Source organism: Roseateles sp. P5_E8, assembly GCF_054177665.1.
This window is the reverse complement of record NZ_JBGCUM010000055.1, coordinates 1-25,859: the sequence shown is the minus strand read 5'-3', so window position 1 is coordinate 25,859 and position 25,859 is coordinate 1. Positions and strand designations below refer to the sequence as shown.

Genomic DNA, 25,859 nt, shown 5'->3' with positions numbered 1-25,859 from the left:
GTCTTGGCCCAGCTAGCGGTCCCAGGACGCCATGAACAACAAAGAGCCTCTGCTCGGCATCCGCCGCGGCATCGAGAAGGAAAGCCTGCGCGCACTGCCCGGCGGCGGCTTGGCGCTGACGCCGCACCCCATTGCCCTCGGCTCGGCGCTGACCCACCCGCACATCACCACCGATTTCAGCGAGTCCCAGGTCGAACTCATTACCGGCGTGCATGCCGGCGTGGAAGACTGCCTGCGCGAACTCACCGAGATCCACCAGGCCACCTACCGCGCGCTGGCCGACGAGCGCCTGTGGGTCAGCTCCATGCCCTGCGGCCTGCCGACCGACGAGACCATTCCCCTGGGCCGCTACGGCAGCAGCAATGTCGGCCGTGCCAAGAGCATCTACCGCATGGGCCTGGGCCAGCGCTATGGCCGGCGCATGCAGACCATCTCGGGCATCCACTACAACTGGTCGCTGCCCGGCGTGTCGACCGACGGCTACTTCGGCGCCATCCGCAATTTCCGCCGCGAGGGCTGGCTGCTGCTGTATCTCTTCGGTGCCAGCCCGGCGCTGTGCGACAGCTTCGTCGCCGGCCGCGAGCACGGCCTGCAGCGCCTGTCCGACCACAGCCTCTACCTGCCGCACGCCACCTCGTTGCGCATGGGGCGCCTGGGCTACCAGAGCGATGCGCAGTCCAGCATCGCCGTGACCTACAACTGCCTGGAGAGCTACGCCGCGTCGCTGCAGGAGGCGCTCAGCCGGCCCTATCCGGCCTATGAGGCCATCGGCGTGCAGACGCCCGGCGGCGACTACAACCAGCTCTCCACCAGCCTGCTGCAGATCGAGAACGAGTTCTACAGCACCATCCGCGCCAAGCGCGTGATCCGCTCCGGCGAGCGGCCGCTGCACGCGCTGCGCGAGCGCGGCGTCGAATACATCGAGGTGCGGCTGATGGACCTCGACCCCTTCGAGCCCGTCGGCATCGGCGCCGACGCCATCCGCGTGCTGGACGCCTTCCTGCTGCACTGCCTGCACAGCCAGAGCCCCCAGGACACGCCCGACGAGATCGCCGCCAACGCGCGCAACCAGCACCGCGTGGCCGCGCGCGGCCGCGAGCCGGGGCTGAAGCTGGAGCACTGGCAGGGCGGCGAGCGCAGCCTGCAGGACTGGGCCGGCGAGATCCTGGCCGGCTGCGCCGCGCATGCCGAGGCATTGGACGCGGCCCACGGCGGCAACGCCTACCGCAGCGCGCTCAGGCGCGTGGCCGAGCGCCTGCAGCGGCCCGAGCTGTGCCCGTCGGCGCGCGTGCTGTCGGTGATGGACCAGGACTTCGACGACAGCCACGTCGGCTTCATCCGCCGCCAGAGCGACGCCACCCGCGCGCAACTGCTGGCCCTGCCTTTCAGCGAGGCGCTGCAGCAGCGCTTCGAGAAGATGGCGGCCGATTCGCTGGCCGAACAGGCCCGCATCGAGGCGGCCGACACGCTGGACTTCGAGGCGTTCCGGCGCTTTTACGTCGCGCCGGAGCGCATGGCGGTTTAGCGAGCTTCCGCGAACAGCGAGTCGCTGAAGTCCAGCCGCGCGTCCGGGTCCTGCGGGCCCATGGCCCACTCGGCCAGCGCCGCCGCCGGCATGGGCCGTGCGAAGAAGAAGCCCTGCAGCTTGTCGCAGCGCTTGGCGCGCAGGACCTCGGCCTGGCCTTCGGTCTCGACGCCTTCGGCCACCACCTCCAGCCCCAGTGCATGGGCCAGTTCGATGACGGCCTTGACGATGGCGCGGGCGTCGGCGCTGGTCTCCAGGTCCTGGATGAAGCTGCGGTCGATCTTGAGCTGCGACACCGGCAGGCGCCGCAAATAGGACAGGCTGGAATAGCCGGTGCCGAAGTCGTCGATGGACAGGCTCACGCCCAGGGCGCCCAGGCGCTGCAACGTGCGCTCGGTGGCGGCGGCGTCTTCCATCGCGACGGATTCGGTGATCTCGCAACTCAGTTGCGAGGCGTCCAGGTGATGGCGCTGCAGCGCCTGCTGCAGCCGCTGCAGCAGTGCCTCGGGCTGGCGCAGCTGCTGCACCGACAGGTTGATGGCGACACGCAGCTTCAGGCCCTGGTCGCGCCATTCGGCGATCTGCCGGCAGGCCTCGTCGATGACCCAGTCGCCTAAAGCGATGATGATGCCGAAGCGCTCCGCCACCGGGATGAAGGTGCCGGGGCTGATGCTGCCGCGGCGCGGGTGCTGCCAGCGCGCCAGCGCTTCGACGCCGAGCACGCGCGCGTTGTCGCCGGACACCTTGGGTTGATAGTGCAGGCTCAGGCCGGCGCCACCGTCCTCCAGCGCGGCGCGCAGGTCGCGGGCCAGCTCGAGCTGGTCGCGCACGCCGTCCTGCATGTGGGCCTCGAAGAAGGCAAAGCCGTTGCCGCCGCCGCGCTTGACGGCTTGCGCCGCCGAGTCCGCCTGGGCGATGAGCGCACGACTGGGTATGTGTGGGCCGCTGTGTAGCGCGATGCCGATGGAGGCCGACAGCCGCAGCAGCTGATTGATCTGGCTGACCTGTCCCTGACCCCCCAGGTTCACCGACATGGGCACGGCCAGCGAGTCCAGCAGGCGCTGGGAAATCTGGGCGAGTACGGCTTCAGCGGACTCGCCTTCGATCAGCAGCACGAACTCGTCTGCGCCGATGCGGGCCAGCGTGTCGTGGCCGCGCGCCTGGGCCAGCAGCCGGTTCGCCACCTGGCGCAGCACGGAGTCGCCAGCGGCGTGGCCAAAGGAATCGTTGACGGGCTTGAAGCCGTCCAGGTTGAGCATCAGCAGCGCCACGCCCGCGCCGTCGCGCTGGCTGCGCGCGATGGCGTGGCTGATGCGGTCGTCCAGCAGCTGGCGGTTGGCCAGGCCGGTCAGCGGGTCGCGCAAGGCCTGTTCTGCCAGCTCGGTCGTTGCTTGGCGAAGGGACTGCTTGAGCACGCCGGCGCGGCGGCGCAGCCGGGCGTCGAGCATGGAGGTGAACAGCGTCAGCAGCAGCAGCGCCAGCGTGGCGCCGGCCACCAGCGCGGTCAGGTTGTCGCCGCCCAGCGAATCGGCGCTGAGGCAGACGCTGCCCTCGGCGATGCCGGCGGCGGCCATGCCGGTGTAGTGCATGCCGGCCACGGCGGCGCCCATGACGAGGGCGGCCGCGAGCTGGCCCCAGCGGGCCTGGGTGACGCTCAGCCGTCGCAGCATGAAGAAGATGAGGAGAGCGGCCGCAGCGGCGCCGGTGGCGACGGCGGCGGAAGCAGCCACAAGGGTCCAGTCCCAGCGGATGCCGGGCGCCAGCACCAGGGCGGCCATGCCGGTGTAGTGCATGCCGCAGATGCCCGCGCCCATGCTGACGGCGCCCAGCGTCAGGCGCCTGGGCGTCAGTTCGTCCAGCGCGGCCACGCGCAGCGCGATGGCCGACACCGCCACGGCGGCCAGCCAGCTCAAACCCGTGATGGCGGCGTCGTAGCCCACCATGAAGGGCAGGCGCAGCGCCAGCATGCCGATGAAGTGCATGGCCCAGATGCCGCTTCCCATGGACAGCGAGCCGGCGATCCACCACGCGCGCGCACTCGCGGCGTCCGGCGTGCGCACCCGCTGCGCCAGGTCCAGCGCCACGAAGGACGCGAACGCAGCGGTGAGGTAGGACAGCACGACGACGCCGGGGTCGAAGCGCAGCGCGAGGTCGGCGACGGGCATGTTTTCAGTATGGCGGCCAAGCCTGCGTCGAGCGCATGGTTGCCCTACCACCTGTGCGACAGCCTTCACGCGAAAGCCGAATCAAACACGGAGTCGACCCGCATCTCACCAGATCAGCGGGCAAAAAAAGACCCGGTCAGCGGGCTGCCGGGTCTGCAAGCCCTCGAGGTCGAGGGCGTCGTTGGGAAGGCCACTTTAGGAGTGGCGGCCGGCGCCGGGTGGGCAATATTCACTCCTCGGGAGCCATCACGACCTGGTTCCTGCCGCTGGCCTTGGCCTGGTAGAGCGCCTGATCCGCGGCGTTGATCAGCATGCCGCTCGTGGTGCTCGCGGCGGGGCAGACGCTGATGGCGCCGAGACTGATCGTGACGTGCGCAGACGCTTCCGAGTCCGCGTGCGGGATCTCGAGCTGGGCTACCGCGTCGCGCACGACGTTGGCCACCTTGCGGACCCCCGCCGCGTCGGTCTCGGGCAGCAGCAGCACGAACTCCTCGCCGCCGTAGCGCGCAATGACATCGCGCGGGCGGCGCGCCGCGCCTTGCAGGGCCTGGGCCACGCGGTTCAGGCATTCATCGCCCTGCAGGTGCCCGTAGCGGTCGTTGTAGCGCTTGAAGAAGTCCACGTCGCACAGGATCAAACCCAGCGGCTGCCCGCTGCGCTGGTGCTGCGCCACCTCCACGCCGATCGCCTGCTGGAACGCCGCCCGGTTGGCGATGCCGGTCAGGCCGTCCATGAAGGCCAGGCGCCGCAGCTCCTGGTTGGCGTCGTCCAAAGCTTGTTCGGCGCGCCGCCGCACGTCGACCTCCCGTTCCAGCTGCTCGGTGCGCCGGTGCACCTTCGCTTCCAGTTCTGACGCGTGCGCCTCCAGGGCCGCGCGCTGGTGCTGCTGATGCAGGGCGGCGCTGAGGGCGCCCGAGAAGCCTTCGTGGTCCAGGTCCCAGTCGCGCGGAGCCTCGAAGAGGATGAGGCCGTACTCGCTATCGGCACAACACAGGGGGTAGACGAAGAGATGGCCGCTCGCCAGCTCGTGGGCCAGGCTGTCCGGCAGCAACCGAGACGCGGGATAGGGCGCGTCGTCGTCCACGTGCATGTCGGGCGATGACGCCAGCCGCAGCCGTGCCAGTCGGGTCGCGCCGGGCTCCGTCGGCTCGTAGGTCGCCAGGAAGTACCTCGCCAGCCCCAGGTTCTTGATGTACCAGGCGCAGCCGTCCAGCACCGACAGCAGATCTTCGCGGCTGCCGAGCATGGCCACGTTCTCGCTGGCGAAGCGGTCGTGCCGCAGCTGGTGGAAGTGGCCGAGCCGATAGGCAAAGTTCTCGAACGCCGAGAAGACGGGATACATCTGCACCAGCAGCCCGTTCAGCCGGTCGCGGCTGGCCCCGTCGAGCGAGCGTGTGGCCCGCTCCGCTGCCTGCTCCACCATTCTTCGCAGCGCCTGCGGGTCGTCGCCGCGGCCCAGCGCGTCGGCCAGCCGGGTCTCCCATTGGTGCTGCAGCGCCGCCGCCTGGGCAGGGCTGCGCACGGCGTCCAGCAGCTCGGCCTCGACCGGCGAGACGGGTCGCAGATCCTCGCCGTCGTCCCGGCCCATCAGGCCGCCGAGCCACTGCGACACCGGCGCCCCGCAGGACCTGCGCACCTGCAGTTCCGTGCCCAGCACGACCCGCTCGGTGGCGTGCTCCTTGCCCTCCACCAGGTCCAGCAGGTGCTCGGCGGCGCAGCGGCCGATTTTCTCCAGCGGCTGGCGCACGGTGGTGAGCGGCGGGATGTTGAACTGTGCGTCCGCGGTGTCGTCGAAGCCTGTCACGGCGACGTCCTCGGGCACGCGGATGCCGGCACGCTGCAGGACTTCGATCACGGCAAACGCCATGGGGTCGTTGAGGCACACGACGGCGTCGAAGTCGCGGGATCGGTCGACGATGCGCTGCATGCCGTCGCGGGCATCTGCTGACCAGAAGCCGCCGTAGGCGACGTGGTCCTCGCGCAGCTCGATGCCGTGGTCGGCCAGTGCGTCGCGCACCGCGCGCTCGCGCGTTTCGGAGTCGGGGTGCCCGCGCAACCCGCTCATCAGCACGAAACGGCGACGGCCGCAGGCGCTGATCAGGTGGTCCATCACCTGCCGCATGCCCGCGCGGTCGTCCACGACGACACGCGGAACGCCGGGCACGTCGCGCGCCATCAGTACCAGCGGCTTGGCCGACACCGGCGCGAGGCGCCGCAGCAGTTCGGCGTCCGACACGAACTTGCCCACCGTCGAGGCCAGCACCAGGGTGCCGTCGTGCAGATCCGGGTCGATCTGGCTGTAGAGCACATTGGCCAGCCCGCGGCCCCAATCCGGCGTGTCGAGCTCCTTGCCCACATAAAGCGTGGTGGCCACGCCGCGCGCCTCCAGCACGTCCAGCACGCCGGAAATCACGCCGCGGTGATAGGGGTAGTAGGCGTCGACGATGACGGCAACGCTACGACAGTTCATCAGCGATCTACGCTCCCCGCTGCGCCCGGCAGGCCCCGGTCGCTTCGCGGCGATGATAAGGACAGGCAGCGCTATCGATAATCCCTTCATGTCCGCACCACAGCACCGCGCCGATCAAGCCCTGTCCGAAGCCGACCTGGAGCGCCTGCAGGCGCTGCTCGACGCGCTGCCCGCGCCATTGGAGCCGTTGGACGTCAGCATGGCCGACGGCTACCTCTGCGGCGTGCTGCTGCAGCCCGAGATGGTGCCGCTGGAGCGCTGGCTACCTGCGCTGCTGGACAGCGAGGGCCGGCCGCTGCCGCAGCGCATCAACGACGAGCTCATCGCGCTGCTGCGCCGCCGCCACAAGGAGCTGAATCTCGCCATCGTCGGCCGGCAGTGGTTCGACCCCTGGGTGTTCGAGCTCGACGAGGACGCCAGCCCGAGCGAGACCGTGCTGCCCTGGGTGGCCGGCTTTGCCCATGCGCTGGACGCCCACCCGGCGCTGATGAAGCTGCCCGAGGAGGCGCTGCTGGAGCCGCTGGCGGCGCTCTACCTGCACCTGGACCCGGACGACCTCGAGGACGCCGACACGCTGCTCGAAGAGATCGAGTCGCTGGAGCCGCCGACGGACCTGGAAGCGGCTGTCGAAGGCCTGGTCAGTGCAGTCTTGATGCTGGCCGATGTGTCGCGCCCCCTGAAGGCGCCACCCCGGCCTGCCCCGCAGCGCCGCCGCGGCCCGCCGCCGCGGCGCTGAGCGATCAGCGCGGCGCGCGCGGATCGCGGGTCTGCCGTTTCATCCAGGAGCTCATTTCCCATAGCGTGTGGCCGATGGATTCGCGCGCCGAGTAGCCGTGCGATTCATGCGGCAGCACCACGTAGCGCACCTGGCCGCCGGTGCCGGCCAGCGCTTGGTAGAAGCGCGCCGACTGGATGGGGAAGGTGCCCGGGTTGTCGTCGTTCTCGCCGTGGATCAGCAGCAGGGGCTCCTTGAGCTTGTCGGCGTAGTTGAACGGTGACAGCCGCAAGTAGACGTCCTGCGCCTCCCAGTAGGTGCGGCGCTCGCTCTGGAAGCCGAACGGCGTGAGCGAGCGGTTGTAGGCGCCGCTGCGGGCGATGCCGGCCTTGAACAGGTCGGTGTGGGCCAGCAGGTTGGCCGTCATGAAGGCGCCGTAGCTGTGGCCGCCGACGACCATCTGCTGCGGGTCGCTGACGCCCAGCTCCGCTGCCTTGTCGATGATGGCCTTGGCGTTGGCCGTGATCTGCTCGACGAAGCTGTCGTTGACGGTCTTGGGGTCGCCCACCACGGGCATGGTGGCGTCCATCAGCACGACGTAGCCGTCCAGCGCCATCATGACCGGGCTGGTGCCCGCCAGCGTGACGAAGCGGCTGCCCGAGCCGCTGACCTGGCCGGCCGTGGACGCGTCGGTGAACTCCAGCGGGTAGGCCCAGACCAGCGTGGGGCGGCGCTCGCCAGGCTGGAAGTCGGGCGGCAGGTAGAGCCAGAACGACAGCTCCACGCCGTCGGCACGCTTGAACTTGACCAGCTCGCGCTTGACCGCGCGCAGCTGCGGTGCGGGGTCGACGTTGCGGGTCAGGGCCTGCATCTGCTCGAAGCCGGTGCCGCTGCGCAGCACCAGGTTGGGCGGCTCGGTGGCGCTTTCGCGGCTGGTCAGCAGTCGGCCATCGGCCAGAAGCGTGATGGGACGCTCGTAGTGCGTCGGGCCCGAGCGAAACAGGCGCGTGGCCTTGCCGTCCTTCAGGCTGTAGCTGTCGATGAAGGGCAGGTCGCCCTCCTTGCTGGCGCCGGCACCGGCCAGCAGCAGGCGGTCGCCACCGTCCACGCGCACGACGGCGCGGCCGTTGGGCAGCACGCGCGTCAGCGGCTGGCCCGGGTCGCCGTAGCGGTCGCGCAGCGAGCGGTCCTGCAGGCGCTGCGGCTTGGCCGAGCCGTCCAGGGCGATCAGGTCGGCGGCGATCCAGAGGCGATCACGGTCGAAGTCGGACACGATGGCACGGTCGCCGGCCTCGACGAAGTTCAGGCTGGTCAGGCGGCCCACGCTGCGGTGCACTTCCCTGGCCTCGCCCTGGTAGGGCGGGTCCAGGCGCATCAGCTTGTCGCGGAAGGGCACCTTGTTGCGCTGGTCGCCGCCGTCCAGTGCCTCGACCCAGTAGACGGCGCCGTCGGCCTGCGGAGAACTCCAGAAGTTGCGCGGGCCGGTGATCACGCCGTCGACCGGTACGCCCTCCTTGAGCTTGATGGTGCCCAGGTCGCGCAGCAGCTTGCCGTTGAAATCGCGCAGCTCGACCTGGCGGGCGAAGTCGGTCCAGGTCACCTGGTAGCTGAACGGCGGGATCAGGCGTTCGGTGATCAGCCGACCCTGGGTGCCGACCACCTCGATGTTGCCGTACAGGCCCGGCGTGCCGATCTCCTGCGACGCGCCGGTCGACAGCTTGATGCGGCGCAGCGCCGAGCTGGCGTAGTGGCTGAACAGCGCGTCGTCCTGGCTGTTCTTGAGCAGGTCCTGCCGCGTCCGCTCGGGTGATGTGCGGCCCATGGACTCTTGGATGCTGGGGCCGCTCGGCGCGTCGAACACCGGCGCGGGGCCGCGCTTGTCGGGCACGGTCAGCGCGATGATCTCGTCAGCGGCGACCCAGGCCACGGAGGCTTCGAGAATGGTGTTGAGCTTGACGCCCTTTATCTGGCGGATCTGGGCCGTGGCCACGTCGCCCAGCCACAGCTCGACGGCCTGGGCGGTGCGCCGGTTCAGCAGGAAATGCCGGCTGTCCGGCGACCAGCGCAGTGCCGAGAAGCTGCCGCCGGCCGGCAGCTTGACCAGGCGCTCTGCGGCGCCGGGGTTGGCCAGTTCGCGCAGCGAGATCGTCTCGATGTTGGTCGTCAGCTGCGGGCTGTTGGCGGCGGCGTCGATGCGCAGGCCCGCCAGGCCCAGGGTGGGCCGGGCCAGCTCGGCCACGCTGCGGTAGCGCCGCAGGCCGATGCTGGCCAGCGTGCGCTGGTCGGGTGACAGTGAATGGCCCGGCAGGGCCGGCGCGTCCAGCACCGCGCGGATCTCGGCGGAGGGTTGCTGGTAGGTCGTGGGTTCGGCAGCGTGGACCGCGGTGGCGGCCAGGGCGGCGGTGGCCCAGGTGAGGGCTTTCAACATGAGGCGCGGCTCGAAAATACGGAGCCGAGCAGCCTAACAGTTGGCTAGCTGAACAAGCGCTGGGCGTGCAGGCCCAAACCGGTGGCGACCGACGCAAAACGGTCGCCGGTGACGCGCGCGGCAGCGGGGAAGCCCGCCGCCATGCCGTCCACCAGCAGCCGCAGCCCGGTCGAGCCGCCGGTGAAATAGAGCGCGTCGATCTGATCGGCCTTCAGGCCGGCGAGCGCCACCGTCTCGTGGGCGGTGGCGATGATGCGGTCCAGGTCGGCGCGCAGCGCGTCCACGGCGGTCTTCTCGCTGAGCGGCAGCACCAGGCCGGCCTCGACGTGGCTCAGGTCCACCGTCGTGTCCGCACCGCCCGAGATGGCGATCTTGGCGCCCTCGGCGCGCGCGGCCAGCTCGTGGCCCAGGCGCTCCTCCAGCACCGTCATCAGGCGCGCATGCTGGCGCACGTCGTTGAACCAGCTCTTCATGCCGCGCCACTCGGCCACGCGCAGCGGCGCGTAGCAGGTGTTGATGAGGTGCCAGGTCGCCAGGTCGAAGAAGACGCCGCTGGGCAGCTCGCGGCCGGTGGGGCCGACGGAGCGGTAGCCGAACTCCTGCAGCAGGCCGGCCAGCTCGATGTGGCGGTCGAAGTCGGTGCCGGCGATGTGCACGCCGTGGCTGGCCAGGATGTCGTCGCGCCGCGCCAGGCGGGCCATGCGCTCGGGGCCGACGCGCACGACGGAGAAGTCGCTGGTGCCGCCGCCGATGTCGGCCACCAGCACGGTCTGTTCGCGCGTGGCCTGCTGCTCGAAGTCAAAGGCCGCCGCGATGGGTTCGTACTGGAAATGCACCTCGCGGAAGCCCGCCGCGCGGGCGCAGGCTTCGAGCTGGGCCTGGGCCGTCGCGTCGCGCTCGGGCTCGCCGTCGACGAAGAACACCGGCCGGCCGAGCACGGCACGTGTTGGCTCGCCGGCCACGCGGCGCAGACGTTTCACGTAGCCGGCAACGATGTCCGAGTACTTGGCGCCGCGGCCGCCGCCGACATCGGTGGTCTGGTCGATGAGAGGCGAGCCGAGGATGCTCTTCATGGAGCGCATCAGGCGGCCGTCATGGCCGTCGACATAGGCCGCCACGGCGGCGCGGCCGAAGGCGCGCGGCGGGCCGTCGGCGTCGTGCCGGCCCTCGGCAAAGTAGAAGACGGCCGTGGGCATGGTGCGCTGGCCGGGCTCCAGCTCGATGAGGCGCATGGCGCCGGCGGCGTCGGGCACCGCTACGGCGGAATTCGACGTGCCAAAGTCGATGGCGCAAAAGCTGGGTACGGCAGTCATGGCGCGATTTGTGTCATCTGGCCGGCCCTCGGGCCAGCCCTGAGAAGGGCCGCGCATTCTAGGGAACACAATCGCGCGCCTGTTCTGGAGACACGATGAAGACGCGCCATTTCGCCCCCATCCTGCTGGTCGCCGCTCTGGCCGCCTGCGGCCAACGCTCCGAGCAGGACATGCTCGCCGCCGCGCAAAAGCGCTTCGAGGAGAAGGACCCGGCTGGGGCCGTCATCGAGCTGAAGAACCTGCTCCAGAAGAACCCCGAGAACGCCACCGGCCGCCACCTGCTGGGCAAGGCGCTGCTGGAGGCCGGCGACATGGCCGGTGCCGAGATCGAACTGCGCCGCGCCTGGGACATGGGCGCGCCGCGCGACGTGCTGGCGCCGCTGCTGGCGCAGACGCTGCTGCAGTCGGGCCAGTCGCGCAAGCTGATCAACGACTACGCCGACCTGAGCCTCGCCGACCCTGCGGCCATGTCCGCGTTGCAGCAGCATCTGGCGCTGGCCTTCCTGGCCCAGGGCAACCTGCCCGAGGCCAAGGCCGCGTCCGGGCGAGCGCTGCAGCTGGCGCCGGATTCGGAAGGTGCCGTCATCGCCAGCGCGCGCGTCAAGCTTGCCGCCGGTTTCCCCGACGAGGCGCTGGTCGCGCTGGACCAATTGCTGGCGCGCTCGCCCAAGGCCTTCAAGGCGTTGCAGCTGAAGGCCGAGGTGCTTTTGGCGCGTGGCAAGGTCGATGTTGCCGAGCCGCTGCTGACCCAGGTGCTGGCGCTGGATGCGAACAACTACGAGACCCGTTCGCTGTTGGTGCGCCTGGCCTTCGGCCGCCGGGATCTCGACGCGGCCACTCGGCTCGTCGATGGCATGCCGCCAGGCCTGGCCAAGAAGCCGCAGGGCCGCTTCCTGCAGGCCCAACTGGCGCTGGCCAAGAACGACGCGGCCAAGGCGCGTGAGCTGGCGCTGCCGCTGCTCAAGCTCATGCCCAACTACCTGCCGCTGCTGCGCCTGGCATCGGGCGCCCACCAGCAGCTGGGCGAGCTGGCCGAAGCCGAGAACCTGTTGAACCAGGCCCTCAAGCTCGCGCCCGAGGAGCCCGGCCTGCGCCGCCAGTTCGCCAGCCTGCAATTGCAGCGCCGCGCGCCGGCCAAGACGCTGGAGACGCTGCGCCCCGCGCTGGAAAGCGGTAAGGCCGACGCCGAGACGCTGCTGCTGGCCGGCAAGGCCCACCTGATGCAGGGCAATTTCGAGGCCGCGGACCAGGCCTTCGGCGCCGCCGCCCGGTTGCAGCCCGATGACGCCAAGACCCAGGCCGCGCTGGCGCTGACCGCCATTGCACGCGACTCGGCGCTCCCAGGTGGCGCCGGCCGCGCCAAGGCCGACGCCGCCCTGAACCAGCTGCGCGAGCTGGCCGCCAAGGACACCGGCGGCAGCAACTACGACCTGATGGTGGTCAACGCGCTGATGCGCCGCCAGGACCTGGCCGGCGCCCTCGTCGCGCTCGACAAGCTCGCGCCCAAGATGAAGGACAGCCCGGTGCCGGGCGCGCTGCGCGGGCGCATCCAGCTGGTGCGCAAGGACACGCCGGCCGCCCAGGTCGCTTTCGACGCCTCGCTCAAGGCCGACGCCGGCTACCTGCCCGCCGTGCTGGGCCTGGTTGCCATCGACATGCAGGCCAACCGCGGCGACGCGGCCATCAAGCGCCTGGAAGACTTCATCGCCAACCAGAAGGGCTCGCCCCAGGCCCGTCTGGCCCTGGCCGAACTGCTGGTGCAGACGCGTGCGCCGGTCGAGCGCGTAACCGGGGTGCTGAACGCCGCCGTGCGCGAGGAACCCAACGAGCCGGGCCTGCGCCTGGCGCTGATCGACCACCAACTGCGCCTGGGCAACACGGCCGCAGCCGCGCAGGCCGCGCAGGAGGCGGCAGCCGCCCAGCCGACCAACCCCGACCTGTTGGAGCGCCTTGCGCGCACCCAGCTCGCCTCGGGCGACAAGGCGCAGGCCGGCAAGACCTACTCCCGCCTGACCTCGCTGGCACCAGCACGCGCTCACGGTTGGCTGGGCCTGGCGCAACTGCGCTTCATGGACAAGGACTACGCCGGCGCCGAGCGCGAGGTGAAGCGGGCGCTGGAGGCCGAACCCGGCTCGGTCATCGCCCAGCGCCTGCTGATCCAGCTCGCCATCCGCCAGGGCCGCACGGACGAGGCCGTGGCCGCGCTGCGCGAGCGCCAGAAGAAGTATCCGCAGGAGGCCTACGCCCTCGTCGTCGAGGCCGATATCGAACTGAGCCGCCAACGCCCCGAGCCTGCCCTCGCGCTGCTGCGCAAGGCGGCCGCTCTCCCCGACCCGGGCGACGCCGCGCCGCGCCTGTTCGCGCTGCTGCTGTCCACCAAGAAGCGCGACGAGGCCCTGGCCTTCGAGACCCAGTGGCAGGCTGCCCATCCGCGCGACAACGCCTTCACGACCGCCGCCGCCGACGTGACGCTGGCGCGCGGCGATTTCGACGGCGCACTGGCCCGCTACGAGGCCTTGCTGGCGAAGCACCCGGACGTCATCCCGCTGATCAACAACGTCGCCTGGCTGCGCAGCAAGGTCGGCAAGCCCGGCGCGCGCGAACTGGCCGAGCGCGGCCTCAAGCTCAAGTCTGAGGACGGCGCGCTGCGCGACACCTACGCCACCGTGCTGGCCAACGAGAAGCAGTTCGACAAGGCCGTCAGCTTGCAGCGCCAGCTCATCGCCGACCAGCCGGACCAGCCCAGCTACAAGCTCAACCTCGCGCAGATCCTCATCCAGTCCGGCAACAAGCCGGCGGCCAAGGTCGAGCTGGAGAGTCTGGCCAAGCTGGGGCCGAAGTTCCCGCAGCAGAAGGACGTCGAGGCGCTGCTGAAGACGCTCTGATCAGACCGGGTTGTAGAAGCTGAAGGCCATCTCCGGCTTGCGGCCCGCCATCAGCTCGGCCAACGCCCGGCCCGAGCCGGCGCCATGCGTCCAGCCCAGCGTGCCGTGGCCGGCATTGATCCACAGGTTGCGCGCCTTGCGGCTGCGGCCGATGTAGGGGATGTTGGTCGGCGTGCTGGGGCGCAGGCCGGCCCAGTAGTTCGGTTCGCTGGTGTCGGCCACGCCGGGGAAGAGTTCCTCGTAGCGCCGCACCAGCGCCGCGCAGCGCACGCGGGCGGTGGGTGAATCCAGGCTCAGGTCAAAGCCCGACAGCTCGGCCGTGCCGGCGATGCGGATGTGGTCGCCCAGGCGCGAGATGGCGATCTTGCGGCTGTCGTCCAGCAGGCTGACGACGCTGGCGGCTTCAGGCTTCTTCAGCCGCAGCGTGGCCGAGTAGCCCTTGGCGGGATAGATGTTGAGGTGTTCGCCCAGCGGCTGCAGCAGCTCGGGCGTGTAGGAACCCATCGCAGCCACGAAGGCATCGGCCTTCAGCGCCTTACGCTCGCCGCTGCGGGTGTGGGCGATCTGCACGGCCTCGATGCCGTCGCCGGCGCGCTGCAAGCCCAGCACGTCGTGCTCGTACAGGAATTGCGCACCACGCGCCGCGCACAACTGCGCCAGCTTCTGCGTGAAGACCTTGGCGTCGCCGCTCTCGTCGCTGGGCGTGAAGGTGCCGCCAAACACGTTGGCGCCGAAGCCGGCCAGCGCGGGCTCCACCTTGAGCACCTCCTCGCGGTTCAGCACGCGGCGGTCCACGCCGTGGCGGCGCATGATCTCGGCGCCGGCCGCGCCGTTGTCGTAATCGGCCTGGCTGGAGAAGAAATGCAGGATGCCGCGCTCCAGCCGGCAGTACTCGATGCCGGTCTGCGCCACCAATTCCTTCAGCGAGGCATGCGAGTAGCGGCCCAGCTGCACCAGCTCCTCGACGTTGCGCTCGAAGGCGGCGGTCGTGCACTGCATCAGGAAGGCCAGGCCCCAGCGCCACTGGTTGGGGTCCAGCGTTGGGCGGAACAGCAGTGGCGAGTCGTCGCGCAGCAGCCACTTGGCCACCTTGAAGGGCGCGCCGGCATTCGCCCAGGGCTCGCAGAAGCTGACCGAGATCTGCGCGCCGTTGGCGAAGCTGGTCTCCAGCGCAGCGTCGGATTGGCGGTCGACGACGACGACCTCGTGACCCTCGTCGAGCAGATACCAGGCGGTGGCGATGCCGATGATGCCGGCGCCAAGGACAACGATCTTCATGTGCGGGGCGCCTAAAGCGGTTGCAGGAGCAGTTGTAAACCCAGGCCGGCCATCAGCAAAGCGACAAGCGCATCGATGACCCGCCAGGTGTGGCGGCTTTGTAGACGGGGCGCTGCGGCCGCCGCGCCAAAGCCGAGCAGGCTGAACCACATCGCGGATGCGACGGCCGCCCCGGCGGCGAAGGCCGCGCGCAGCTCAGGCAGCTGGCGCGCGCCCAGGCCGCCGAGCAGCACGACGGTGTCCAGGTAGACGTGAGGATTCAGATAGGTGAGGGCGAAGGCGGCCGACAGCGTCGCGCCCAGGCTGGCCGCCGGCCCGCTCGCCTGCAGCCCGGCGGCCGGCCGCCAAGCGCGTTTCGCGGCCAGCAGCGCATAGCCCAGCAGAAAGGCAGCGCCGCCGAAGCGGAACACCTCCAGCAGCAGCGGGCTGCCCTGGATCAGCGCGCCGAGGCCGAAGACGCCGAGCGCGATCAGCAGCCAGTCCGACAACGCGCAGACCACCACGACGGCGCCGACGTGTTCGCGCTTGAGCCCTTGGCGCAGCACCAGCGCGTTCTGCGCACCGATGGCCAGGATGAGGCCGGCGCCCATGGCCCAGCCCTGCGCAAAGGCGGCAGGTGCGGGACTGATGACGAGCGTGGCGGCGGGCATCGCCGGATTCTCCGCAGAGCGCTGGTTTTCAAGAAGCTTCATTCATATTGTTCGGCCTACATTAGGCGGGCTTATGAACGAGTTTGATCCCGCCGCCCTCGATTGCCTGGCCGCCCTGGCCGACGAACAGGGTTTCGAGCGCGCCGCCCAGCGCCTGTCCATCACGCAAAGCGCCGTCTCCCAGCGCCTGCGCGGGCTGGAGACCCAGGTCGGCCAGCCGCTGGTGGTGCGCTCGCGCCCGCTGCGCCTGACCGAGGCCGGCAAGGTGCTGCTGCGCTTCGCCCGCCAGTTGCAGGCGCTGCGGGTGGACGTGGCCCGCGAGCTGCGCGAGCGCGTCGCACCCCAGTCGCGTCTGGCCATTGCCGTCAATGCCGACAGCCTGGCCACATGGGTGCTGCCGGCGCTGGACGGCCTCGTGCAACAGGGCTTGCGCGAGGGCTACGGGCTGGAGATCGTCGTCGACGACCAGGATTTCACCCACGACAGCCTGCGCCAGGGCGCTGTGCTGGGCTGCGTGTCCACCGTGGCCGAGGCCTTGCAGGGCTGCCGCGTGCAGCCGCTGGGCGTCATGCGCTACGTGGCGGTGGCGAGCCCCGGCTTTCTGGCCGCACAACTGCCGGAGGGCTTGCACGCCGGCAACTTCGCCGACACGCCCTTCCTTGTCTTCAACCGCAAGGACGACAGCCAGGTGCAGTGGGTGTCCCAGGCCTTCGGCGTGCGCGCACCGAGGCTGCGCGAGCGCTTCGTGCCGTCCAGCGAGGCCTATGTGACCGCAGCCATCATGGGCTGGGGTGTGGGTGTGGCCCCCGAGATCCAGGTGCGCCCCTTCGTGGTGGCAGGTCAGCTGGTGGTGTTGCGGCCCGAGATCAGCGCCGACGTGGCGCTCTACTGGCACCAATGGCAGCTGCAAGGCCGTGGCGCGCTGCTGGATCAGATCGGCCAGGCGCTGGCCGACGGCGCGCGACTGGCCCTGGGCTGATCAGCGACGGGCCGGTGCCGAAGCGCTTTCAACCGGCGCCGCGACGGCCTGCGCCACAAGGACCGCGCTCGGGTCACCCGGCTGCACCGCCTGTGCGATCCACAGCGTGCCGGCCACGACGAGGCCGATCATGCCGTTGGCGATCCATTTCAGTGCTAAAGAGGTCATGCGGGAAAGCCCGAACATCGAGGGAGGCGCGCAGCTTAAGTGCATCCGCACCCGTTTGGATCAACAGAGCTAGGGAGACTTACGGTCTTTTGCAATCACGCAACGCTCAGGCAGTGATGCGAATTGGCCACAAACCTCGATTCCTACTGGGCCTGGACCCACCTTGAATGTGTGGTAATCCCAGCGGAGGCAATATTTACTCACAGTTGCGGGGTTTGCTTGTCATATGAATCCCGCACACTGAAAGCACTGAGCCGAAACGTGTATCGGCCTTTCAGCCAAAGAGGTTTGCCATGCGATTCGTCCCAGCGCTGCGTTTTTTCCGCCGTGACGCTGCCGTTCGCAGCGAACCGGATCCTGCCGACCTCGGCACTGCCTTCGGCCTGGACGCCTGCCTCGATGGTGGCGCCGTCAGCGATTACCGCAGCCAGGGTCCTAGCGATTTCCTGGAATCCCAGTCGACCCGCACGTCGCAAGATTCGCCGCTGGCCTGGTTGTCGCGCCGCACCGCCTAGAGCTTCGGGATCCTGATCCGGCTCACCATCAGCGAGCCGGACAGCGCGAACAGCAGCACCAGCGGATGCAGCCGGAAGCCGGCGATTCACCAAACCCCGCCCCAGAGCGATTCGCATAAAGCCCCGTGCGCGGCGGCGGTCCCATGCCTGCGCAGGCGTTGCCCAGCTTCGTCAGTCGGCAAGGTGGGGAACTGGCGGACCATGTAGAAAGGCTTGGGTTTGTCCATATCGGCTCCGATCAGCGGTTGTCTGCAATCGTCTCGGTGCGAGGTGGTCGCAGAGCCTTGTGAAGCAGATGGTAGACAAGGAGCGGCAATGGCATGCGCAACCAGTGTGAGCGCACGTAGAGCGCCCGATTGCACCAGACTGTCCATTTGTCAGATGCGGAGCTATGCGTCGGGCGCAGCGTGCGGCCGTAGATGAAGTCCAGCAGCTGTTCGTGCCAAGCGCTCGAAGCCTCGGCGCCGACCGCGTGCAGCGTTGCGTCCGGGATCGGGGTCGCCAACTGCTGGTGGCAATAGCGCAGCGCCAGACGCAGCGGCAACTGCACCCCGTGCTGCTCGGCCCGTGCGAGCAGCTGCGGCCAGAAGTCCGGTACGCCGCCGCTGAAATGACGCAGAAGCAGATCGAGGTCGCTGAGATCGCGCAGAAGGTTGTCTGGCTCGCCTTCGTGGAAGAGATGGGTAGCGCTGTGCAGCACCATATCGACCGGCGCCAGCACATGCACGCCTGGCCAGCCGGGCAGTGGCACGCTGTCGTGTATCAACGCCGCCGCGTCGATGTGACTGTGTTGGCTGGTGGGGGGCAGGATGGTGTGGTGCACGTCCAGTGCGGTGCCGCGGAAGATGTGTTGCAGTGGCGGCAGTTCATGCATCCAGCGGCGGTAGTAGCGCTGGTCGTAGTCGTCGAGATTGGCGCCGGCCCAGCCCTGCTGCATGAGCAGCGATTCCGCTGCATCAAGCATGGCGTGTGGCACCAGCACATCGACGTCTGCGAACACTCGCCCTGCAGCTGAGGGCAGGCCGGCCGCCACGTAGGCTGCGCCTTTCAGCAGGATCAGCGTCTGGCCCAACGGCTCGAGTGCGCGCTGCAGCAGGCCGACTTCGTATGTCACTGACAGATGCTGGCGCTCGGCCAGCGTGGCGGCAGAGCGCAGGTGTGGGTCGGCGCGGGCCGGCACGATGACTGCCGCCTGCTGCAGATGACGGTGCAGCCGGCCCAGCAGATTGGCATGGCGCGCCTGGCGCACCAGGACGTCCCAGCCCGGCGCGTCCAAGGCCGCAGCAGCAGCCGGGTCGCGCATCACGCGTGTCAGGATCGGCAGATCCATCAGGCGTTCCGGGCTAGGTCGTCGAACACGCGGATTGCATCGTCCAAGCGGCTGTAGCTGAAGCGATGGTGCGCGCAGGCGTCGGTCAATGCGCCCACTGTGTCGAAGCCCTGACGACCGAGGATGTGATAGTTCATGGCGTTGTCGGCGATCTGCATGAAAGCCTCGCTCGGCTGCATCGGCGTCAGCACCGCAGGGGCCTGGGGCACGTAGCGTGGCAGCACCAGCCAGCGCGCATTGGCGGGGCGGTGCATGGCGGCGACGCTGGCCGGTGACGGTGCCATCAGCGCGACCGTGCCTTTGGCTGTGTCGTGCACCGGCGTGGTCATCCAAGCCTGTGGATCGAATCGGCGGATCACATCGATGGATGCGTTTTTCAGGCTGACCGGGCGTGCGAGCCCCCAGACACGCAAATCGCGCAGATCGACTAATGTCAGCTCATCGCTGAGCAGCCGCCAGCCCCGCTGCGCCAGAGCGGCGCACAGCGTGCTTTTGCCGGAGCCGGGTGGCGCCGGAAGGATCAGTGCCTGGTCGTCGCGCGCCAGGCAGGCGGCGTGCAACACCAGCAAGTGATGAAAATAAGCCGTGATGCACCAGTTCAGTCCCCACTCCAGCATCGGCAGTGCCTGCGCCCGCGGTAGCGGCGTGAAAGGAGAGACGCCGTCTACCTGGAAGTGCGCCTGCGGACGAAACCAGCGGCGCAGCCCGCGTCCGGACATGGCCTCGACGTGGAGATCCACCATGTCGCCAGGCGGTACCAGTGGATGATGGGCATACAGCCGTGTCAGGTCGGCCGCGATTTCGGCCACGTCGGTGCGCAGGCTGCAGTTGAAGGGCCCCGTGACGATGCGCAGACCACCGTCGTGCAGCGCTTGGCGCGTCGTTGCCGCGTCGAGATCACCAACCGTGGGCATTTTTTACTGCGGCTCGGCGTGGATCAGCCCTGCATCCAGCAGGCTGGCCAGAGAGTCGTCGAGCTGAGCGGTGACCGCCGCATCCGCACTCGCGCCGGCCGTCTCGCACACAGCCTGCAGCAGTGCTGTCGTGTCGCGGGGCGAATGAGCCTGCAACAGGTCGTTCAGCACGAACCAGCAAAGGTCGGACAGCGTCATCGTGCGACCCGACAGCGGGTCGAAAGTCACAACGGCATCGGGGAATTCTTTGCTTACCAGCCGGAACGCCATCGCGTCGGCGCGCCAAGCGCTAGCGCCATATCGGCTGTCCACGTTGGACGACGTGTCAGAGAGCCTGACCGGTCAGGTAGAGCAGATACTTGGTGACCTCGGACTTTTGCCAAACCGGCGTAGCGGCGCCAGTTGGCCTGTAGCCAACCGTTGTAGCGACAGTCTGGTTCCACATCAGCACAACCATGTCCGTGGACGGGTAGTAGGCACCGCCGGTGGCCTTGGCTTCCAGGTAGACCGCGATGAACAGGGCCAGCAAGTCGCTATCACCGCCCGCCAGGGCCGAGGACACCGTCTTGTCGTTGGCGCTACCTGCAACAATGGAAAAAGCCGTGGTGGTGAGGGTGACTGTACCTTTCAGCGCACTGACCTTCTTGGTGCCAAGGACGCCAGCGTAGTAACCAGACGTGGGAGTCCATTGGGACGGCCTGCGACCAGGCGCTGCGCAAGCTTTGCCGCCGTTGCGGCTGAGGTTGCCCGATACCGAGAACCCTGATGGCTGCTTGCAGTTGCAAGCCATGACCGGGGTTGCCTTCAGTGCCAGCACGGCCGGCGCCACGGCCAAGCCGCTGCGAAGCAACTGGCGTCGACGGGCGTTCATGCGACCGGAATCAACCTGCGGCTCGGGGCTCTGCGGGGTTGGCGACGATGGATTTTCGCGGTTCTCGGTCATTGGTATTCGCCTCTAGATCGCCATTCTGAGCAAGTCGGATTTGGCCAGCGGGGCGGCGCAGTTACTGTGGAAAGGGGTCGGAATGCTAGTTGATGACCCCCGGAACTTGGCTGGAAGTGTTTCACACAAAGCAGCGGCAGGGTTCATCTAACGCCCCCTTGATTGGGTGGGCGGTTTTGGGGGCATTTTTAGCGGTCAGGGCGCGGCTGACGAAAAGGTTTCACACGCTTTCAGGTCGCCGGCATCCAGGCCGCGCCGGAACCAGCGCACGCGCTGGGCGCTGCTGCCGTGGGTGAAGCTTTCTGGCACGACACTGCCTCGGCTGCGCTTTTGCAGCGTGTCGTCGCCGATCTGCGCGGCGGCATTCAGTGCCTCCTCGATGTCGCCCTGTTCCAACCAAGCCTTGCCTTGCTGGGACAGCTTGGCCCAGACGCCGGCATAGCAGTCGGCCTGCAGTTCCAGCTTGACGCTCATTGCGTTCATTTCGCGCTCGGAGACGCGGCCGCGGGCGCCGTCGAGCTTTTCGGTCGTGCCCATCAGGTTCTGCAGATGGTGGCCGACTTCGTGGGCGATGACATAGGCCTGGGCGAAATCGCCCGGCGCGCCAAGGCGCTCGCGCAGCGTGTCAAAGAAGCCGAGGTCGATGTAGACCTTGCGGTCGGCCGGGCAGTAGAAGGGGCCCATGGCCGATTCACCGGTGCCGCAGGCGGTGGGCTCGCGGCCGCGGAAGAGGCGCAACTTGGGGGCGGCGTATTGCTGGCCGCCGCGCTGGAAATAGGCGCCCCAGACATCCTCGGTGTCGGCCAGCACGACGCTGGCGAAACGGCCGGCCGGGTCCTGAGGGTGGGATTCGGCGGGCGCCGAGGTCTGCACCGGCTGGCCGCCGCCGCCGTCGAGCAGGCCCAGCACCGTCATCGGGTTGATGCCAAAGGCCCACGAGGCGAGCAGTGCAACGACGATGCCGCCGACTCCCAGGCCACGGCCGCCAATCGGCAGGCCGCCTCGCCCGCCGCCCCGCGCGTCTTCGACGTTGTCACTTTCTCGCTGGCCTTCCCATTTCATGCGGCTCTCCTGGTGCTGCGGCAGCCATCCTAAGGCGGCAGTTGCGCCCAAGCGTCAGCGGACATGCCTCTTGGCTGACAGCCTGGGTTCCAATGTGCCGGTGAGTACTAGCGATCTCTGGTGGCAGACGCTGGCCGATGGCCCGCTGCTGTTGGCGTTGTTCGACGCCGAGGGGCGCTTGCGGCTGGCCAATGCGGCCTACCGCGCGGCCTGGGCTCTCGGCGACGGCGAGCAGCCGACGCGGGCCGAGATCGCCGACGCCGCGCGGGCGGCGGGCGTCGGGCCGGTCGACGCGCAGGGGCGGCGGCAGCGCCTGGTGCGCTCGGGCTACGAACAGGCCTGGCAGGACGGGCGCCGGCTCTGGTGGGTGGAACAGCCGACGCCGGATGGCGGCTGGGCCTGCACGGGTGTCGACATCAGCGCGCTGAGCCGGCCCCGGCCGCCGTCGGGGCAGTTGCTGTCGGAGCCGGCCGGGCTGGCCCTGCTGCAATCCCTGCTCAGCGATCCGCGCGCCTGGCCGCTGTGTGTCGCCACGGCAGCGCCCGGCGCCGACCCGCAGGCACTGCTGGCGCGCATCCGCGGCGAGGATGCTTGCTCACGGCTGGCCGACGGGCGACTGCTGCTGGTGCTGCCGGCTACCGGCCCGGCCCAGGCGGCGGGCCTGTGCGAGCGCCTGGGCGGGCTGGCGCTGACCGAGGCGCAGTGGGGCGAGTCGGCGACCGAACTCTTGCTCAGGGCTTGAGCTGCAGGTCGCGACCCTGCGCCTGGGCCGGCGCAGGCAGGCCGGCGACGGCGGCCAGCGTGGGCGCCAGGTCGGCGATCTCGACGCGGGTCTTGACCTCGCCATGGCCGACATAGCCCGGCCCCCAGAACAGCAGGGGCACATGGGTGTCGTTCTCGTAGGGGCTGCCGTGGCTGCTGCCGCCGGGGCGGTAGCTGTGGATCCAGTTCGGCTTCAGCACGATCTGCAGCTGGGCGGCGCGCGTCGGGTCGAAGGACTTGCGCATGGCCTCCAAGTAGGGCGTCGTCGTGTCGCTGCCGAGCAGTTGCTCGCGCGTGAAGACGGTGGCCACGCCCGGCAGCTTCAGCAACTCCTCGCGCGCGGCGGCCTGCACGTCGGCGAACTTCAGGCCGCGCTCGGCGGCGAGCTTGTCGTTCAGCAGCAGGCCGGCGGCGGAGAAGTCGCGGGCAAGTTTGTCGACGCCGAACTTCGCGGCCAGCGCGGCGTTGACGATGGCCAGCGACGGTGACGAGGCAAAGCGGCCGGCGTCGCGGCCCTGGGTGGCGGCCCATTCGGGCGTGTCGGTGAAGCCGTGGTCGGCGGTCAGCGCGAGCACGTAGTTGCCGGCGCCCACGGTCTTGTCGAGAAACTGGAAGAAGGCCTGCAGATGGCGGTCCAGGTGCAGGGTGTGGTCGTGCGACAGGCGCGACTCCGGGCCGAAGGCGTGGTTGACGTAGTCGTGGCTGGAGAGGCTGACCGAGAGGATGTCCTGCACGCCGCGCTGGCCCAGTTTTTCATTCGTGACGGCGGCGCGCGCAAAGGCCAGCGTCAGCTCGTCGCCAAAGGGCGAGGCCAGAACGCCGCCGTAGAAGCGCGGGCCGGGCCCATCCATCTTGTCGCCGATGACGGCGGGCAACCTGTTGCCGTTGCCGCTGGCGATCTGCCAGGCCTGGCCGTCGGGGACGGAGCGGGCGTAGGCGGCTTCGGGAAGCAGGGGCGCCCAGGTTTTTTGGAAGAAGGCGTCGGCCGGCTTGGCTGCGTTGAAGCTCTTAACCCAGGCCGGCAGCGCGGTCATGTAGTAGGTGCTGGACGAGAACTGGCCCGTTTCGCCCATGTACATATAGGCTGTCCCCTTGTGCCCCGCCGGCAGGATGGCACCGCGGTCCTTGCCGGAGATGCCGATGACCTTGGACTCGGGCGAGCGCGTGCGCAGCACGTCACCCAGCGTCTCGACCTTGAGGTTGCGCGGGCTGGTGCCGGACAGCGGCGCCGTCGGGCTGTCGAGGTACTGGTAGGCCGCGTCGCCGGTGTTGTAGACCGGCAGGCCGGTGGCCGGGTCGCGCCATTCGTTGCTGATGATGCCGCTGCGCTGCGGGTAGGCGCCGCTCAGCATCACCGAGTGGCCGGCCGCCGTGACCGTGTGGCCGTGGCCATAATGCGCGTTGGCGAACCAGCGGCCGCGGTCCAGGAAGCGGGCAAAGCCGTCGGGGACGAGCTGGTCACGGTAGCCGGTCACCTGGCGCATCGGCAGGCCGTCGATGACGACGAGGACGAGCAGCTTGGGCGCCTGCGGTGCTGTGACCGGAGGCGGCGCCGAGCAAGCGGCGAGAGCGGCGGCCAGGGCCAAGCCCAGCAGGCGGCGGCGGGTGTGCATCGGCATGACGGTTCGTGACATGGGGGGAGGGTGTGCGAGCTTACGTCGTCACAATGCCCAACCGCCATGGCCAAGACCGACGATTTCGACCCCGCGCACGTCCTCGATGGCTGGCGTGCGCCTGCGCCGCCGCCTGTCGACCTGGATCTTGGCCGCCTGCTGGACGTCGGCCGCACCAGCATCGACGAGGCCAAGAAGGCGCGCTTGAAGGCGCGTGGCTACGAGATGCAGGACATCGAGGACATCGAGCTGCCTCATGTGGCGCCGCCGCCGCCGATCAACGATGTGCCGCGCGTCTCCCTGCCCGTGCCCCGCGCCGATCGCCCCGCCCAGTTGCTGACGAGTTGGCAGCCCCATGCCTGGACGGCGCTGGTACGGCGTGTGCGCGGCGCCAGTGCCGAGGTGGTGCAAGCCGCCCGCGGGCCGGTCGTCGAGAACCATGCGCCGCAGTGGCTGTGCGCGCTGTGGCAGCCGCAGCGGCTGGACGCGCCGGTGCTGGGCCGCTGGCCCGAGCTGGCCGCCCTCGTTCCCGCAGAGACGGCCGTCGGCGCTTTGCACCAACTGCTGGCCCAGCTGCCGCCCGAGGCCCTGGTCTGGCCGGCCGAGCTGGAGGTGGACTGGGCCCTCATCGCCGAGCTCGTGCTGCACCAGGACGCCCGCCTGCGCCCCACCCAGTCCCAGGCGCTGCGCGAGCTGGCCGAGGCGGAGCGGGGCGCGACGTTTGCGCGGCTGAACGATGGGTATGCCTTGCGCAATCGCGTTGCGCGGCGGCGACCGTGAGCGGCCAGGCGCCGCTTTTGCAGCTTGACGACGGCGTCGCACTCATCTCGCTGCGCCGGCCGCGCCAGGCCAACCGCCTGACGGTGGACGACCTCGCCACGCTGCGTGGCTTCATCGCCGACGTGAATGCGAACGCCGCCGTGCGTGTGCTCGTGCTGGCCGGCGAGGGCCGGCACTTCTGCAGCGGCTTCGACCTCGGCGCGCTGGTCGCCGTCGATGCCGGCGCGCGCTTCGGCGAACTGGCCGATGCGCTGGAGGCCGCGCGGCCCATCACCGTGGCGCGGCTGCATGGCGGCGTCTACGGCGGTGCGGCCGACCTGGCGCTGGCCTGCGACTTCCGCCTCGGCGCGCCGGCCGTCGACATGTTCGTGCCGGCGGCGCGCGTCGGCCTGCATTTCTATGCCGGCGGGCTGCGGCGCTTCGTCGACCGCCTCGGCCTGGCCACCGCCAAGCAGGTGCTGCTGGCCGGCCGCACGCTGGATGCGCCGGCACTGCTGGCCTGCGGTTATCTGGACCAGTTGCTGCCCGATGTCGACACACTGGACGCGGCCCTCGCCGCGCTGACGGACGAACTGCTGGCCATGGCGCCGCTGGCCCTGCTGCCGATGAAGCAGCACCTCAACGCCATCGCCGCTGGCAGGCTCGACGAACGCCGCCTGGCGGCAGATGTTTTGAGGGCCCGCGACTCGGCCGATCTGGCCGAGGGACAGGCCGCCTGGGCGGGCAAGAGACAGGCCAAGTTCAAGGGGTGTTGAAAGCCCTAGGGCGCGTCCCTCAGACATGGTGGAAAATACAGGGCCCGAGCGCCTCCGGCGCCACCCCTTTTCAAAACTCTTCGACAGGACCAGTGTGGCCAAAGAAACCACCAAGACCACCATCGAAGCAGATGGCCTGCGCTACCGTTCCAAAGCTCCGGGCTCGCCATTTGCGGCGACCTCGTCTTTCGGCGCAGCAACCATGTCCTGCTTCCTATGCGGCAAACATCGCCCTCGCGCGATGCTGAAGTCCAAGAAACTGCTCGGCAAGTCGCAGCCGGTGTGCTCGCCGTCCTGCAAGGAGCTGGACGCGCAGATTGCCGCTAAGTAGTTGACCCCTCGTCCAGTCCCGCCCTGCTGAACGCAGGCGGGCCTGACCGGTCCCCCGAGCAACTGTGTCTGGCGTCAAGCGCCAGAAGGGGTTTGAAGATGCTTGACAGCATCCCAAGTGGCTTGATCGCGCAACATGGCATTGATCACGGTGAGCAGCTTGCGCATGCAGGCCACAAGCGCCACCTTCTTGGCCTTGCCGGCCGCGACCAGGCGTGCGTAGAAGACCTTGATCGCAGGGTTGTGAACGATCGCCGAGACCGTGGCCATGTACAGCAC

The 25,859-nt window shown here is 69.3% G+C and carries 22 protein-coding genes and 2 pseudogenes; 9 read left to right on the top strand and 15 right to left on the bottom strand.

Annotation, left to right across the window (positions count from 1 at the left end; all coding sequences use genetic code 11):
• Positions 1-31: 31 nt before the first annotated feature.
• A complete protein-coding gene (gene gshA, locus ACXRVZ_RS22940; RefSeq protein WP_458232858.1) occupies positions 32-1,525 on the top strand; it encodes a glutamate--cysteine ligase in 1,494 nt (497 codons plus the stop codon).
• Here the strand turns inward: gshA and ACXRVZ_RS22935 are convergent.
• Positions 1,522-3,690 (bottom strand): putative bifunctional diguanylate cyclase/phosphodiesterase, encoded by a 2,169-nt coding sequence (locus tag ACXRVZ_RS22935; protein WP_457420143.1) that lies wholly within the window; start codon positions 3,688-3,690, stop codon positions 1,522-1,524. The two genes, gshA and ACXRVZ_RS22935, sit on opposite strands and share 4 nt — an antisense overlap.
• A 229-nt stretch (positions 3,691-3,919) precedes the next feature.
• Entirely contained in the window at positions 3,920-6,160 is a 2,241-nt protein-coding gene (locus ACXRVZ_RS22930) for a diguanylate cyclase domain-containing protein (protein ID WP_457420145.1), read from the bottom strand.
• Between the two features lie 88 nt (positions 6,161-6,248).
• Between ACXRVZ_RS22930 and ACXRVZ_RS22925 the strand changes: the two genes are divergently transcribed.
• Entirely contained in the window at positions 6,249-6,896 is a 648-nt protein-coding gene (locus ACXRVZ_RS22925) for a YecA/YgfB family protein (protein WP_457420147.1), read from the top strand.
• Positions 6,897-6,900: 4 nt separating this feature from the next.
• On the opposite strand, the gene ACXRVZ_RS22920 is transcribed toward ACXRVZ_RS22925, so the two are convergent.
• Positions 6,901-9,303: an alpha/beta hydrolase family protein gene (locus tag ACXRVZ_RS22920; protein ID WP_457420149.1), complete on the bottom strand. Its 2,403-nt coding sequence runs from the start codon at positions 9,301-9,303 to the stop codon at positions 6,901-6,903.
• Positions 9,304-9,347: 44 nt separating this feature from the next.
• Positions 9,348-10,616 carry an Hsp70 family protein gene (locus ACXRVZ_RS22915; protein ID WP_457420151.1) on the bottom strand — a complete coding sequence of 423 codons (1,269 nt, stop codon included), beginning with the start codon at positions 10,614-10,616 and terminating at the stop codon, positions 9,348-9,350.
• A gap of 95 nt (positions 10,617-10,711) precedes the next feature.
• On the opposite strand from ACXRVZ_RS22915, the gene prsT reads away from it, so the two are divergent.
• Positions 10,712-13,501 carry an XrtA/PEP-CTERM system TPR-repeat protein PrsT gene (gene prsT / locus ACXRVZ_RS22910; RefSeq protein WP_457420153.1) on the top strand — a complete coding sequence of 930 codons (2,790 nt, stop codon included), beginning with the start codon at positions 10,712-10,714 and terminating at the stop codon, positions 13,499-13,501.
• Here prsT and ACXRVZ_RS22905 read toward each other — a convergent pair whose 3' ends face one another.
• A complete protein-coding gene (locus ACXRVZ_RS22905; protein WP_457420155.1) occupies positions 13,502-14,779 on the bottom strand; it encodes a D-amino acid dehydrogenase in 1,278 nt (425 codons plus the stop codon).
• Positions 14,780-14,790: 11 nt separating this feature from the next.
• Positions 14,791-15,429, bottom strand: coding sequence for a LysE/ArgO family amino acid transporter (locus ACXRVZ_RS22900; protein WP_457420156.1), 639 nt, complete (start codon positions 15,427-15,429; stop codon positions 14,791-14,793).
• A gap of 73 nt (positions 15,430-15,502) precedes the next feature.
• Between ACXRVZ_RS22900 and ACXRVZ_RS22895 the strand changes: the two genes are divergently transcribed.
• Positions 15,503-16,408: a LysR family transcriptional regulator ArgP gene (locus ACXRVZ_RS22895; protein ID WP_457420158.1), complete on the top strand. Its 906-nt coding sequence runs from the start codon at positions 15,503-15,505 to the stop codon at positions 16,406-16,408.
• On the opposite strand, the gene ACXRVZ_RS22890 is transcribed toward ACXRVZ_RS22895, so the two are convergent.
• Positions 16,409-16,594, bottom strand: coding sequence for a hypothetical protein (locus ACXRVZ_RS22890; protein WP_458232857.1), 186 nt, complete (start codon positions 16,592-16,594; stop codon positions 16,409-16,411).
• A gap of 275 nt (positions 16,595-16,869) precedes the next feature.
• Here ACXRVZ_RS22890 and ACXRVZ_RS22885 point away from each other — a divergent pair, with 275 nt between their 5' ends.
• Positions 16,870-17,091, top strand: a complete 222-nt coding sequence (locus ACXRVZ_RS22885) for a hypothetical protein (protein ID WP_457420162.1) — start codon at positions 16,870-16,872, stop codon at positions 17,089-17,091.
• On the opposite strand, the pseudogene ACXRVZ_RS22880 reads toward ACXRVZ_RS22885, so the two are convergent.
• From ACXRVZ_RS22880 to ypfJ, 6 genes and pseudogenes are all read right to left on the bottom strand, one after another.
• Positions 17,088-17,228, bottom strand: a pseudogene (locus ACXRVZ_RS22880) (CDP-diacylglycerol--serine O-phosphatidyltransferase); the annotation flags it as partial. The gene ACXRVZ_RS22885 and the pseudogene ACXRVZ_RS22880 overlap by 4 nt on opposite strands.
• 101 nt (positions 17,229-17,329) lie before the next feature.
• A complete protein-coding gene (locus ACXRVZ_RS22875) occupies positions 17,330-18,421 on the bottom strand; it encodes a nucleotidyltransferase domain-containing protein (RefSeq protein WP_457420164.1) in 1,092 nt (363 codons plus the stop codon).
• Positions 18,421-19,335 (bottom strand): HprK-related kinase A, encoded by a 915-nt coding sequence (locus ACXRVZ_RS22870; protein WP_457420166.1) that lies wholly within the window; start codon positions 19,333-19,335, stop codon positions 18,421-18,423. Before ACXRVZ_RS22870 ends, ACXRVZ_RS22875 begins: the two co-directional genes overlap by 1 nt.
• 3 nt (positions 19,336-19,338) lie before the next feature.
• Entirely contained in the window at positions 19,339-19,605 is a 267-nt protein-coding gene (locus ACXRVZ_RS22865; protein WP_458232856.1) for a hypothetical protein, read from the bottom strand.
• A gap of 55 nt (positions 19,606-19,660) precedes the next feature.
• The gene (locus tag ACXRVZ_RS22860; RefSeq protein WP_457420170.1) at positions 19,661-20,278 is read right to left on the bottom strand and encodes a hypothetical protein; all 618 of its coding nucleotides are present in this window, start codon (positions 20,276-20,278) and stop codon (positions 19,661-19,663) included.
• Positions 20,279-20,473: 195 nt separating this feature from the next.
• Positions 20,474-21,340: a KPN_02809 family neutral zinc metallopeptidase gene (ypfJ, locus tag ACXRVZ_RS22855; RefSeq protein ID WP_457420172.1), complete on the bottom strand. Its 867-nt coding sequence runs from the start codon at positions 21,338-21,340 to the stop codon at positions 20,474-20,476.
• A gap of 70 nt (positions 21,341-21,410) precedes the next feature.
• Here ypfJ and ACXRVZ_RS22850 point away from each other — a divergent pair, with 70 nt between their 5' ends.
• The gene (locus tag ACXRVZ_RS22850; RefSeq protein ID WP_457420174.1) at positions 21,411-22,082 is read left to right on the top strand and encodes a hypothetical protein; all 672 of its coding nucleotides are present in this window, start codon (positions 21,411-21,413) and stop codon (positions 22,080-22,082) included.
• Here the strand turns inward: ACXRVZ_RS22850 and ACXRVZ_RS22845 are convergent.
• Complete coding sequence (locus ACXRVZ_RS22845; RefSeq protein WP_458232855.1) at positions 22,072-23,736, bottom strand: alkaline phosphatase family protein; 1,665 nt, start codon at positions 23,734-23,736, stop codon at positions 22,072-22,074. The two genes, ACXRVZ_RS22850 and ACXRVZ_RS22845, sit on opposite strands and share 11 nt — an antisense overlap.
• A gap of 45 nt (positions 23,737-23,781) precedes the next feature.
• Here ACXRVZ_RS22845 and ACXRVZ_RS22840 point away from each other — a divergent pair, with 45 nt between their 5' ends.
• The 3 genes from ACXRVZ_RS22840 to ACXRVZ_RS22830 all read left to right on the top strand — a co-directional run bounded on the left by ACXRVZ_RS22840 (position 23,782) and on the right by ACXRVZ_RS22830 (position 25,581).
• On the top strand, positions 23,782-24,495 hold the full coding sequence (locus ACXRVZ_RS22840; protein WP_457420178.1) for a hypothetical protein: 714 nt from the start codon (positions 23,782-23,784) through the stop codon (positions 24,493-24,495).
• A 17-nt stretch (positions 24,496-24,512) separates the two neighbouring features.
• Positions 24,513-25,250, top strand: a complete 738-nt coding sequence (locus tag ACXRVZ_RS22835; protein WP_457420180.1) for an enoyl-CoA hydratase/isomerase family protein — start codon at positions 24,513-24,515, stop codon at positions 25,248-25,250.
• Between the two features lie 94 nt (positions 25,251-25,344).
• Positions 25,345-25,581, top strand: a complete 237-nt coding sequence (locus ACXRVZ_RS22830) for a hypothetical protein (protein ID WP_056266878.1) — start codon at positions 25,345-25,347, stop codon at positions 25,579-25,581.
• Between the two features lie 74 nt (positions 25,582-25,655).
• Here the strand turns inward: ACXRVZ_RS22830 and ACXRVZ_RS22825 are convergent.
• Positions 25,656-25,859 (bottom strand): annotated as a pseudogene (locus tag ACXRVZ_RS22825) (IS110 family transposase); the annotation flags it as partial.